At 42.6% G+C, this 13,246-nt stretch carries 11 protein-coding genes; 3 read left to right on the top strand and 8 right to left on the bottom strand.

Annotated elements, in window-relative coordinates; all coding sequences use genetic code 11:
* Nucleotides 1-447: 447 nt before the first annotated feature.
* The 6 genes from AC1DU2_RS29190 to AC1DU2_RS29165 all read right to left on the bottom strand — a co-directional run bounded on the left by AC1DU2_RS29190 (nt 448) and on the right by AC1DU2_RS29165 (nt 7,621).
* Nucleotides 448-999, bottom strand: a complete 552-nt coding sequence (locus AC1DU2_RS29190; RefSeq protein ID WP_477388998.1) for a hypothetical protein — start codon at nt 997-999, stop codon at nt 448-450.
* Nucleotides 992-1,660: a hypothetical protein gene (locus AC1DU2_RS29185; RefSeq protein ID WP_477388997.1), complete on the bottom strand. Its 669-nt coding sequence runs from the start codon at nt 1,658-1,660 to the stop codon at nt 992-994. The genes AC1DU2_RS29190 and AC1DU2_RS29185 overlap by 8 nt, the downstream gene beginning before the upstream one ends.
* Before the next feature lie 175 nt (nt 1,661-1,835).
* A complete protein-coding gene (locus tag AC1DU2_RS29180; RefSeq protein WP_477388995.1) occupies nt 1,836-4,451 on the bottom strand; it encodes a DUF5686 and carboxypeptidase-like regulatory domain-containing protein in 2,616 nt (871 codons plus the stop codon).
* 310 nt (nt 4,452-4,761) lie between these two features.
* Entirely contained in the window at nt 4,762-6,573 is a 1,812-nt protein-coding gene (locus AC1DU2_RS29175) for a hypothetical protein (RefSeq protein ID WP_477388993.1), read from the bottom strand.
* 212 nt (nt 6,574-6,785) lie between these two features.
* Entirely contained in the window at nt 6,786-6,977 is a 192-nt protein-coding gene (locus AC1DU2_RS29170; RefSeq protein ID WP_090648758.1) for a cold-shock protein, read from the bottom strand.
* 110 nt (nt 6,978-7,087) lie between these two features.
* Complete coding sequence (locus AC1DU2_RS29165; protein WP_477388991.1) at nt 7,088-7,621, bottom strand: hypothetical protein; 534 nt, start codon at nt 7,619-7,621, stop codon at nt 7,088-7,090.
* 173 nt (nt 7,622-7,794) lie between these two features.
* Between AC1DU2_RS29165 and AC1DU2_RS29160 the strand changes: the two genes are divergently transcribed.
* Nucleotides 7,795-8,250, top strand: coding sequence for a GNAT family N-acetyltransferase (locus tag AC1DU2_RS29160; RefSeq protein ID WP_477388989.1), 456 nt, complete (start codon nt 7,795-7,797; stop codon nt 8,248-8,250).
* A 110-nt stretch (nt 8,251-8,360) separates the two neighbouring features.
* Here AC1DU2_RS29160 and AC1DU2_RS29155 read toward each other — a convergent pair whose 3' ends face one another.
* Both AC1DU2_RS29155 and AC1DU2_RS29150 read right to left on the bottom strand, forming a co-directional pair.
* Nucleotides 8,361-9,188: an energy transducer TonB gene (locus AC1DU2_RS29155; protein ID WP_477388987.1), complete on the bottom strand. Its 828-nt coding sequence runs from the start codon at nt 9,186-9,188 to the stop codon at nt 8,361-8,363.
* A 278-nt stretch (nt 9,189-9,466) separates the two neighbouring features.
* On the bottom strand, nt 9,467-10,303 hold the full coding sequence (locus AC1DU2_RS29150) for an energy transducer TonB (RefSeq protein WP_477388985.1): 837 nt from the start codon (nt 10,301-10,303) through the stop codon (nt 9,467-9,469).
* A gap of 410 nt (nt 10,304-10,713) precedes the next feature.
* Here AC1DU2_RS29150 and AC1DU2_RS29145 point away from each other — a divergent pair, with 410 nt between their 5' ends.
* Together AC1DU2_RS29145 and AC1DU2_RS29140 are read left to right on the top strand one after the other, a co-directional pair.
* Nucleotides 10,714-11,070, top strand: coding sequence for a hypothetical protein (locus AC1DU2_RS29145; RefSeq protein WP_477358114.1), 357 nt, complete (start codon nt 10,714-10,716; stop codon nt 11,068-11,070).
* Nucleotides 11,071-11,447: 377 nt separating this feature from the next.
* A complete protein-coding gene (locus AC1DU2_RS29140) occupies nt 11,448-12,755 on the top strand; it encodes an ammonium transporter (RefSeq protein WP_477388983.1) in 1,308 nt (435 codons plus the stop codon).
* Nucleotides 12,756-13,246: the final 491 nt, after the last annotated feature.

Genomic DNA, 13,246 nt, shown 5'->3' with positions numbered 1-13,246 from the left:
ACTATTCAAACAGAAAGCGGCGAACGTGCTATATATGTTAGCCCATTGTTACTGCAATCAAAAAAGCGACCAAACCTAAAATCGGGGAAAGTGGAAAAACTATATTTCTATTGTGAGTTAATGGACGACGACTACTACACAGGTCTTGAGTTGTATGAAATGAAAAATCTCGACTTGCCAGATTACTATATCATTAACTATGGCCAGGATTTTGAAAGGTACTACATCGGGAGTTTCCGTGTGGATTATGACACACGGAGTTACCGGCAATGGGAAGGCACATCAATCCCATTTAGCAAAAACGATGTAAAAGCCCTGGCTGAATGTTTGTTTACTCCTGATTCTAAATCGCGAAGGGCAACTATATTCACTCCAACACCCCCCTTCCGCTTTCAATTTTACAAGGTTTTAGCGAAATTAACTGACGGATTGATTTGCACGCCAGTATTATCCTTTGTCAATCTCGCTAACCCGTATAGAAAGGATTCCGAATGCAAAAGTAAGCGACACGAAAATCAGTTGGTATATTAGTAAAAACAGCAGCATGCTATAGTTTAACATGGCCGATGATGACGACTGGATAACCGTGCGTACGTCATCGCGGCCCCACTCCCTGATTAAGTTGGCTTTACTACCTGTTTCCAGCAGCCCCTCCCTAAGTTCGCCCTGGGGCCATACCGGGAAAAACACGGGTTTCGAATCCTTATACCCCACAACATATTGGTTAAAAAGGAACAGGTAAAAAAACAATGTAAGCCCAAAAGTTACGATTGACATGATAGCCAAACGATTGATGGTTTTTACAGAAAGTGATTTGAAATAGCCGGAGTTGAACCTTAATATTAAAAGTGTAAATACCCCAAAGGACTCTATAATACCGCAAAACAGGTATTTTGAACTATCGGGCGGTACACCTATATTACTTAAAAGTACCCCCAAACCCGGAATGGTTGCAAACAATCCCGAGCCGGTTTTTAAAATAGCTTTCCATTTATTCATTTTGAAAATCTACGGTCACTTTTTGAGTTGGTTCTATATCCATCGGCCTGGTATAGTGCGTACGGGTAAGGAATTTATTACCCAACTTAAATACCACTGTATAAACGGTTTCATCAATGGTTACAGACGTGTTTGTTTGATCGCTATCCACCATGTAATCGTTTAGCAAATCAATATGAGTTTGCCACGCGGTGTTTTCAAATTTGCTCTTCCAAATTCTGTGCGGTATTAAATATACGCTGGCTTTTTGCGGTTGGGATTGCAGCGTTAGTTTTATCCGCATATTAATACCACCATATTTAACAACCTGCATCTCGCTGCCCCACCAAACGGCCCAACAGGTAAGCATTTTATGCTGACTATAAATTTTTCGGGGAATACGCACCTTAATTAAATAACCAACAGAATCTTTGTCTATTACCGTTGCCAAATCATACCAGTTTATTTCGGGTGTATTATAAGTAAGGGCAAACCCCTCAAGCTTGCCTGCCCCCTTTATCCTCGAGGTAGGGTTTACGTGTAAGAAGGCCATTATAACCGGGTCTGTTTTAAGTGTACTATCGGGCGAGTTAGTCCATTTAGTATAAATCGAATCTAATTGGCTGGCATAAAACCGAAGACTATCAGCTTGCGCAAAGCCCTCTAAGCTACAGTTGAGCATAAAGATCAAAACGATAACAGCATTTTTTAAAACACGATGCAAAGTCATATCAACAGGCATAAGTGGGCAGAGACTGCTTAATATTTTAACACAGGGAAATTAAAATACAGGCTATTTATAACAGATTGAATATTAAACTAATATAGCCTATAAAAAGAATACTTACAACTTGTTTTTACAAATCAGGCACAATACTAAACTTGATACCGTATTGGTTTACGCCGGGATGATCGAGGTAGTTGAAGCGTTTAATGACGTCAACCCGCAGCAGTTTAAATATATTACCGATGCCGACGCCGGCCTCAATGTAGGGGGTGCTACCCAGTGCGTAGGTGCCATTGGCGTTGCCCAGCGCCGGTGGCAGGTTATACAGGTTGGCCGATAGCAGCGGATTATTTTCGGCGCGTAAACCGCCGTAGATAGCTTTAAACGACAGGAACTCGCGCCATTTGAGGTGCTCTATCAGCGGAATTTTATTGAGGATAAAGCCGTTGAAGTTGTGGGTAATATTGATGCCCGCCGAGTGATCGCTCACAAACTCAAGGTAGTTCATGTTATTGTAGCCGTCCGGGTCGTACTTTAATGATTGGTTGGCGGGCGGCATATTCAACAGCGGGAAAGGGACTTTGCCGGTAACAAGATTGCCCAACAGCGTTATATCGGTAAAGCCCAATTGCGACATGTAAAACCGCTTAAAAATATTGGCCGATATGTTATTGTAACTATAAACCCCGTTTAACAGGCCCGCAAAACCGTGATTGATTTGCAGGTTAAAAATGGGGTATTTACTAAATACGGTATGCCTGAATATGGTTCCTTGTATAAACTGCTCATGTGGGGCGTAGCGCATGCCCAGGGCAACCTCGGTAGTGGTAAGGCTGGGGATAAGGCTATTATCGGTATTTGATTGAAATTGAAGGGTACCTGCTGGCCGCTGATTCCAGTTGCGTAAAGCAAGGTTGTACGAAAAATGGTTATCGAAATCCCTTACATAGGCCAGTGTAAATGTGCGGTTATACAACCAGTAATTGGTAGTACCGGTATGGAACGATGTAAGCGCAGCCTGCTGGTTGCTTACCGCCAGGCTTTGCCCCGGCAGGTCCACATCGTACCGGTATCCTATTTTAAAGTAATTGTTGGCGTAGCGATAGGGCGCAGTTTTGTTGAGTGATATATAGGTATTCAATTCGTACTTGGCTGCTTTATCTTTGGTGCCGTAGGCAGTATAGCCGTCAAAATAGATTATTTTGCTCAGGGCAGGCGTTGTGCGCCCGCCTAACTGGAACCGGGCACCCTCCTGGTTATCATACGCAAAAATCGACCCTATTGGCCCAATCTGTACGGGCCCTACCACGGCATAACCACCGGTAAGGGTTGCCGCTATCCAGGTGAGCCGTTTATATGATGGCATGCTTTCCAACCGGTTAATGCGCGCGTACAGCTGTTTTTGCTGGCTGTTGAGCGTATCACTGCGGTGTTGTGCCCAGTAAGCGGTATCGGGCTTATTAGCGTCGGCCATGGTTTGGCTGCTTTTACCCTCATAAAAACCGGCCGGTTGGGGCTGGTTTAGTTTATAGTTATCATAAAAAACAGTACGCTGACCGTATACGGCTATTCCTTTGTTTTTTAGAATCCCAAAATCAGCAGTTACATCGCTTTTTTGCAGGTAGTAGCGCCCGCCGGGAAATTGCTGAAAATCAAGTTTCACCTTAAGGCTGCGCATAAAGTTGATGTTGATTTGCTTGTTTACATTCAGCTCGCATGATTGTACGGCATAATGGCCGTCCAATGAAACCAGCAAGCGGCCTTCAAACAGCAGGTCGCCTTTATTGCGTGGCGTAAAGCTGATGCCTACCAGTTTCCCTTTATCGGTTTGTACGGTATCGGTAATAAAAAACTTATAAAAATCGGGCGAGTGATTGGATATCGGGCTTAAAAACTGGTTGGTTACAATAAAAATATTGTTGGCATAAATATCAATATTATTGCCGTAAAAGCGGTTAAGATAGGTATCAAGCCCGGCGGTATCAACAAACTTAATAATGTTGGTTTCTTTTTGCGCCTGCAATATACTGATAGATTTGGCGGGCTCTTTACGGTAATACTGCTGGTAAATCTTTTCGCTAAAGTAAACGGGCAGGGAGGTTTCTTTGCGCCCGTCAATCACCTGCGAGCTATCGAGCATAAACTTGTATTTGCCAAAAAACTTACCATTAATAAACTTGGGCGACAAATGGAAAAACGACATGCCGATACGCTCGTACTGGTTATACTGATAGTAGTCGACAGCCGCCATCCGGTTTTCGTCTTTATGATCAATTACCTGTTGAATAAGTTCGACGGCCGGATTGCCTTTATTACGGTACCGCGCTTTTTTGCCCGATGTAACCGAAACCTCTTTTAACTGCGTTTGCTTGCTACGCATGCGCACCTGTAGCTGGCTGGCCTGCCCCGGTTTTATAGCACGCGTAAGCGATGAGTACCCCACATAACTAAACGTAATGCGGTTAAACAAACCGTTGGCGCTTAGCCTGAAATTGCCATCTTTATCGGATGTGGCGCCAAAGTTACTGCCATTAAACGTAATGCTGATATAGGCCAGCGGCAAGCCCGAGCCATCATCAACAATATGTCCGATTACGGTAGTAACCGCAGCTTTGCCTGTTTTAAGACTATCTGTTTGCTGCGCGGCAGCATGTATTGAAAATAACAGTAAAATAGCCAGAGCGGCTGTGTTTAATTTATTAACGATAAAAAGGTTATAAAAGCGGAGTTTTCTCTGTATCAGCAAAGTTATTTTAATGTCGGGGTTACAAAAAGTAAGTAGCAAATTGATTGATTAAACGTAAAAAACGCGGTTTGAAGTATTTAGTTATTCATATTAATTATCTATTAACCTTACGTTAATGCCCAAAGTACCATGGTGTTAGTGGCAAATCAGCCGTTAATTTCAGTTAGAAACTGTAAGTAAAAAGCCCCAAAAACATAATTTTGAGTTGTTCTTTAGTGTTGTTAACGTAATAACACTGCTTAAGTTACCATTTGATTCTGTTTTGATGTTGAAAATACGGCCCTGTTGTTAAAGTTCAAGGCCGGCCAGGTTAAGGTTTCTGTTTTTCGGCTAACTTTTGTTTAAACTTTTTATCCTCTTTCTGTTTAAAATCCCTGGCTTTCTTTTTTGCTTCGGCCTTTTCCTTTATTTCTTTTTTGGTGAGCGGCTGATTTTTCTCTTTTTCATCGGCCTTTCCTACGCCGGCGCAGCCTTTAAGGCCATTGAGCAGGGCAAGCCAGATGGTTTTAAAATAAGGGAAGTTTTTGGGCCTGATAAAGGCAACATCAGCCACGCGAGGGACAGCTTTGCCATTGTCAGGGTTATCGCTTTTAAGTATTACCGCGTTTGCCAGTAACGAAATGATGCCCTTTTTTGCGTAACCTTTTTCATCGTCGGGCTTTAATACATCAACCTTAAGATTATGGTACAAAAAGGTAACCTTACCTGCCGAGCTATGCTGATTGCCGTGAATATCAAAATCGAGGCTGGTTACCGCGCCTGATGTAATACGCACCAGCCCAAGCGGCATAACAGCCGGGTTAGCATCGGCCATATTCATGGCGCCCATATGGCCTTTGTAGCTGTAGCTATAGGCATCATCGGCAAGGTTAAAGCCAAATTGCAGGTTTAGCCGCCCCTTGGCCATAAACAGGGTGCTCAGGTGTACCGTAGCCAGGGGGGCCTTTTGTAACAAGGCTTTTTTATTGGTAAGGTTAAAGAACCTGCCTGTAACTGCGCTAAACCTTACCGTACCGGTTTTACGCGATTTATCTTTTTTGAATTCGCTGTAATTTACATCGAGATCTTTAACCTCGAGGGTGTCAATCTGAAGCCCCATTTTTAGCTGGCGGATGGCCCAGTTAGGAAAAGTAACCAATCTATCGGTAGTTTTAAGCGGACCGTTTGGATTGCTGAATATGCTGAATTCGCCTTTACTTAATACCGCCCTCTCCACATCCAAACTCTGGCCACGGCGGTAGCTGCGGTAATTAAAATGGTGCAGGGTAACGGCATTCAGGTGCAGGCCAAAACGATCTGTGTTGCTTTTAGCCAGGTACGTGCTTATGGCAAGCGGCTGCACATCTACCCCGGCAATATCCAGCCTGGAGGTTTTGGTTGATAACTTTACCGAATTTATTTTATAGGTATACAAGCCGTTTGCCGATTTGCCTGTATAATGCTCAAGCTGGGTAACAATATCGCGGCAATACAACGTGCGGGACGTATCAGCCTGCGTGGCGGAATCAATGAGCAGATCGGTAGCGTGCACGTCCATCTCTTTTAACACATGAACCGACGGTTTTGGCCCCGATTTATCCCGGTAGGTAAAGTTTATTTCGCCGAGGCGGATATCGGCTACATGGATAAGCTTGAAACTTGCAGAAAGCTTTTGATAAAGGGTACGCTTGTCTGCAGGCCTTTTGGGCTGTTGCTTATCGTCGTTTTTGCTGATGTATATTTCGGGATTTTTTAAGTCGATTAATGCTACTTCTATCTTTTTATGCAGCCAGATATCCAGCGGATGTGCACCAGACACTTCCAGCCGTTTCACTCTTATCTCCGTTAAACGATTGGGCGCATGGCCTGCCTGTTTCAGGCGGTGGTATACCGCGGTATCGGGCGTAAAAGTAATATCGTGTAATATAGCGGCGCCGTTAAATACATTAACATCAAGTTTGTTGAAGTTTACCCGGTACAGGCTGTCGGTGCCTTTAAGCACAGCCTCTTTAAGTTTCGACGAGAGCGTTCTGCTTAAAAAACTATTCAAAAAGAACACCACTACCAGTATGATAACGCCTAATATGCCCAGGCCAATTATCGCAATTTTTCGCCACCTGTTTTTAAAAACCCAAGCCGTCATATTCTATTTGCTTTTACATTAAGCAACCACCACGGCGGCTTTTACTGGTTGTTTAACACGGAAATGGGGAAATTGATTTTACAAATTCAAAAGTTAAAATTTAAAAGTCAAAATTGATTTACGTAACTGATAGAAGACGACGCAAGAGCAAAAAACACAAAAAAAGCCCGCTCCTTTGCAGGAACGGGCTTTAAAAATGATTATATAGGGTATTAAACTATTTTAACATTTACGGCATTTGGGCCTTTACGACCTTCTTCTACATCATAGCTAACTGAGTTATTCTCGCGAATGTTGTCAATTAAACCAGATGAGTGTACGAAAATTTCGCTTCCACCATTTGCTGGGGTAATAAATCCGAAACCTTTTTCGTCATTAAAAAATTTTACTGTTCCTTGTTGCATTATATTGTATATTAATAAGTTGCAAACATACACTAAATAATTGACATTTTTACTATTGATAAAATAGTTTAATTTTTGGTAAAAAACAAAGCTATCCGATAGGCCGGTTATTAATCTTTGTCTTTATGACCATGTCCCTTGCCGTGTCCATTGCCATTACCCCGGTTGTCGCCGTCGTCATCGTTCTTTTGCTTTTTATATTTTTGCTTATCCCAGCCTTTATGTTTACCGTTATCCCAATGGTTGCGATATTTCTCGTCACGGCTATCTCGGATAATAACCTGATCGCGACGCCCCTTGTAAGTTGCATATTTGGTACGATAAACGTTGTTCCGTACCCACGGGTCCTTTTCGTTTATTACTACTTTATAACTTTGATAGGGGTCAAAATTGCCATACCTGGCGGGCAATACACTTGTTTTTATCCAGCTGTTATTTTGGTAATAAACATACTGATGTGTTGGAACCGAGTAGTATACATCAATATCCGGCATGTAATAGTAACGGGCATAATCGTAGCCAACAGGCCCCCATGCGGGCTGACTCCCTATATTAATACCAAGGCTAACACTTACCTGGGCATCGGCTGCCTTGAAGCTAAAAAAGCTTAACAATGCCATTGCGGCGAAGACTATTTTTTTCATATAAAGTTAATTTGCAGGTACGACAATGCATTATCAAAAAGGTTTTATCCGGGCACATATAAATTATCCCTAAAGCATACAGCTTCTATAGCTCAGGGTTGATAAAATTCCATTACTTAAAATTATCCAATCTCGAATCCAACTTATCTTTTTCTTATTCTATTTTTGCCCTAATGAAAACAGTACGCCTCGCCCGCTCCACCAGCACCGATCCCGATTTTCGCATCCTGGTAAACCAGCTTGATGCTGATTTGCGCGACCGCAATGGCGCTATGATGGATATTTACGATCAGCACAACCTGATAGAAAAAATTGATACCGTTGTGATAGCTTATGTTGATAACCAGCCTGCCGGATGCGGGTGTTTTAAATGGTACGATGCCGAAGCTGTGGAAGTTAAACGAATGTTTGTACACCCTGATGCACGCGGCAACGGCATAAGCAAAATGGTATTAACTGAACTGGAAACCTGGGCACGCAGCTTAGGCTATAAATATACCGTGCTCGAAACCGGCGAAAAGCAGGTAGAGGCATTAAGCTTATATCCAAAAGCGGGCTATGTGCCCATCCCCAAATATGGCCCGTATGTTGATTTGCCGGATAGTATCTGTTTCAGGAAGGCGTTATAAGTAACCTTGCCCAAAAAGAAAGCCCCCGAAGATCTCTCCGGAGGCTAACACACAATCACACACATCTGTCATCACAACACCCACGAGCCTCACAACCCGAAACTTAAATATTACTGGTCGGCTAATTGAAAGTTCATTGGTATTACATATTTAACGCGCACGGGCTGCCCGTTTTGCATGCCTGGCTTCCAGGCTTTGGCCAGCTTTAATACCCGGGAAGCTTCTTCATCAAATCCAAAACCCGCACCGCGTTCAACCTTTATATTTGATAGCGAGCCATCTTTTTCAATCACAAAACTCATCAATACCTTGCCAGATACCCCCTGCTCCTGCGCTACCACCGGGAACCGCAAGTTCTTTTGCAAAAATTTACTCCACGCCGCTGCACCACCTACCGGTTCGGGCATTGCTTCAAGGGTGCCATCCATATCATGTATGGCATTATCAACCGCAGGGCCGGTGCCTGTTGTACCCTTATTGGTATTAACATCCATTGCATTGCCTGGTTTGTCAGCCCCTTTACTGTCTGTAGCTCCGATGGTGCTTGCCTGTAATTCGGCAGTGGTATGCGGTTGCACAATGGGGTCATTAGGTACCACAACGGGTGGCTGGCTGGCAACTGTTTTTATCGGCTCAACAGGCTTAAGCGGTTCGGTAGATTTTGGCGGTTCGGCCTTCTTGGGCGGCGCAATCGGGGGCTGAATTAAAACCCTGGTCAAATCAACAGGCGTCATCTTAACAATTTCTACCGGTTTGCCTTTAAAAACAAAGGTGGATATTGCAATAACCGCGATACCTGCAAATGCCAAACCCATAGCCTTACTCATAGTTCGGCCGTAGTGTTGCCTTAATTCATAAGCTCCGTATTCTTTGTTACGATGGTCAAATACAAGGTCGAGCCACTCGGCGTTGTACAAATCAAATTTTGTGATAGACATAATTTAAAGAATTAAATTTCTTATATAACGAATAAGCAATTGTTATATTTTACAAAACATGAAAAAATGTAGCATTCGCAAAAAATAAATTTCATCAAAATTTCATTTTCATTTGGGTTGCGGATTATGTTGATCGGGTTGCGGGTTGCGAGGTTCGGGTTACGGGTTGCTCAGATAAATGGTACATGGATTAGTCTGCCTCGCCCCCGTTATCCCTGAACCCTTTACTTTATTTGACTCCCGTTCTGCCCGCCTCCGAGCTCTGCAACCCGAACCAATTAATTCTCCTCCGCCAGCTGAAATGCAAATGGTATACTGTAAGCTACGCGGACCGGACGCCCATTCTGGATACCGGGTTTCCAGGCTTTGGCCAGTTTTAATACCCTTATGGTTTCCTCGTCCAGTCCGTAACCAAGTCCGCGCACTATTTTTATATCCGTTAGCTGCCCGTCCTTCTCCACAATAAAACTTACAAATACTTTCCCCGATATATTGTTTTCGCGCGCTATTGCCGGGTAATGCAGGTTTTTTTGTAAAAATTTTGCCCATCCGGCCATTCCACCATCGGGTTGCGGTAATATCTCTACTTCGCTAAAAGGCCGTACCTTTTCGTCCTCAGTAATAGGATTACCCGAACCAGGACCCTCTTTAATATCGACATCTAAAATATTTCCTGCCGGAGCATCTGGTCCGGCCTGATCTGTATTGGATATGGTAGCTTTCTGAAGGTCGGCCATAGTATGCGGATCGACAGCTTTTTCTTCGGGCACCACAACAGGTGGCGGGAAATTAATCTTTTTAGAAAGATCCTTCGGTTGTTGAGCACCCGCCGCCTGAGGTGGTATCACCTGGCGCGCTTTGGGTGAGACCGGAGGAGGGGGCAGGACTTTTAAGATGGGAATCTCTCTAATGATAACTCCGTCCTCCACTTTATGCCTGAATGCCAAACTTGCCACCGCCCAAACTGTAATGGCGGCAAAGGTTAACACCATTGCCTTACTCATGGTACGACCGTAATGTTGCCGTAGTTCATAGGCACCATAATTTTTGTTACGCTGATCAAATACAAGGTCGAGCCACTCGGCGTTGTACAAATTAAATTTTGTTACTGACATTGTTTTAAGAATTTTATTTCAAAAATAACGATAAATCAAAACAAATAGTATATTTAATTTTGAATAAATCAATATTTGCCAAATAAAATTTCGAAAGGCGCAAAACAACAAAGGACGCATTCGTACAGAATAGTTTAATAGATTTTTATTTAACAGAGCCTCACTACCCCAAAAGGGCCCCAAATTGTCGGGTGCTTTAAATCCCACCACCAAAAATCAGGTTTCACCAAAATGCAAAAAAGTTAAAATTTGACAATAAAATCTGGCAAAACTCAATATACCATCTATATTTTCTCACAATCAATGAATTAAAAAGCCAAATTCTATACATATTTTTCACATAAACAATCAAAAAGTTAAAATACTTGTAAAAAAAATGCATTTATTTTATTTTTTTATTACTTTTAGGCATGTTCAATAGCCTTTATCGGTTTACGGCGCTAATTTTCCTTTTATTTTCGGGGTTTTCGGCCTCGGCAAGGGGAGGATTGTACCATGCCAGCCATAAAGACGATAAAAAAACATCGGTATCGGCCACAACCAACCATCATAGCCCTTATAACTATGATTACAGCCTTAATAATGTACCGGTACAAATTATAAACCTACAGCAGCATCGGGGGGCGCATTCGCTGCCATTCCTTTACACAAGCCCCAATTTTTACATCATACACGTAAAGTATCTCAATTTTATTTGCGGCAGGGGTACAAGCGAGCTATCGCGATTCCGCAAACTCATTCTTTTTCCATTCCACGCATTTTGGTAATAGTTAAACAATTACATGCGGCTGTGCTGATTACACAACCGTGTTTATTGTTTTTTAAAAACTTAGTTTAAATACTTACAGGCATTTTGATTGGGTGCCCTGCAAGTATAGTTGTTGAACTGCCCGGTATTTTGATTGGGTACCGGGCAGTTTCTTCATCCGTCATTAAACTAAAAGTATTAACCAACCTTGTTTATACAATGTTAAGCTTGCCTGCACAAGGGCGAGGCTTTAACTATCGGTTGTTATTGCAATAAGGTTAGTTATTGTAGTTAGCTATCAATATTTTATAAACCGGGCTTTTTTTGAAAACCTGGCTTTTTGCTTCATGCATTAAGCTATCAGCTTTTTATTAACTATTCCCTAAAACCCTAAGCATGAAAAAATTCATCCCATTTGGCATACTTATACTTATTATAGTACTTGCCCTTATATTTCCATCGGTAACTTTAACAACCGTTAAAGACAGTAAAATTGACACCGGCGATACTGCCTGGCTATTGGTAAGTACTGCTCTTGTATTGATTATGACACCAGGACTTGCCTTTTTTTATGGCGGTATGGTAAGCAAAAAAAACGTACTATCAACCATGCTGCAAAGCTTTGTATGTATGGGCGTTATCACTGTAATTTGGGTTATTTTTGGCTTTAGCCTTGCTTTTGGCGATACCATTGGCGGCTTCATTGGCGATCCGCGTACCTTTTTTATGATGAAGGGCACCTTGGGTAACGCCACCTGGAAACTTGCACCAACCATTCCATTGATACTGTTTGCTATGTTCCAGTTAAAATTCGCGGTTATTACCCCGGCCCTTATTACCGGCGCATTTGCCGAGCGTATCCGCTTTAATTCCTATGTTATTTTCCTTTGCCTGTTCATGATATTTATATATGCGCCTTTGGCCCACTCAACCTGGCATCCGGATGGTTTCCTGTTTGGTAAAGGCGTACTTGACTTTGCAGGCGGTACCGTTGTACACATGAGCGCCGGCTGGGCAGCCCTTGCATCGGCATTATATTTAAAAGGCCGTAACGAAACATCGCACAATCCGGCCCGTATCAGCTACGTATTATTGGGCACAGGTTTATTATGGTTTGGCTGGTTTGGCTTTAACGCCGGTTCTGCTTTAGGTTCGGGCACACTTGCGGCTACGGCTTTGGCTACTACAACCACCGCATCTGCAGCAGCAGCAATGGCCTGGATGTTTTTTGATATCCTGCGCGGTAAAAAACCAAGCGTATTAGGCGCGTGTATTGGTGCCGTAGTTGGCTTGGTTGCTATTACGCCTGCTGCAGGGTTTGTAACCATCCCCCACTCATTAATAATTGGTATTGTTGCAGCTGTTGTAAGTAACCTGGTAGTTATCTGGAGAAGCAAAACCAGTATTGATGATACACTTGATGTATTCCCTTGCCATGGCGTAGGCGGTATGGTTGGTATGTTGCTAACCGGTGTATTCGCGCATCAAAATGTAAACAGCGCCAACACAACAGGCAATGGTTTATTTTATGGCGAAACCCACTTGTTTTTACTTCACCTGGTAACTTTGGTTGGCGTATCGGCATTTGCTTTCTTCGGCTCATTATTATTGTTAAAAATAACCGACATGATAAGCACATTACGTGTTACACCTGAAGAAGAATTGGCAGGTTTGGATATCAGCCAGCACGATGAGGAATTGTAATAACACGAATTTCACGAATTGGGTCGAATTTTCACAAATCTGCTTTGAAAGCTATTAATACGAAAGGAGGTGTTTACGAATCACCATATCAGAACAAAAAGAGAATCAAACAACAATCAAACATAATATCAATTAACAAAAAAGAATTAACGTTTTTAATATTGTCTCGCCAAGGCTAACTAAAAACTAAAGCCGCCCTACAGTTAAGGGGCGGCTTTTTTATTTCAAACGAATTTGATTCACACAAATTTCACGAATTAGGGCGAAATTCACAAATCTGCTTTGAAAGCTGTTAGTAAGAAAGGAGGTGTCTACGAATTATTGTATCGAAGAAAAGAACATCAAGCAACCAGTACGGCAACTGCGGCAAAAAATCAAATATTTAAAACAAAATCGCCCCGGCAGTTTGAACCATTGAACCATTGAACCATTGAACCATTGAACCATTGAACCATTGAACCATTGAACCATTGAACCATTGAACCAAACCA

This window comes from Mucilaginibacter sp. P4_C11, assembly GCF_056402115.1.
Note: the sequence above shows the minus strand (reverse complement) of the source record. Positions and strands in the feature narration are given on the sequence as shown.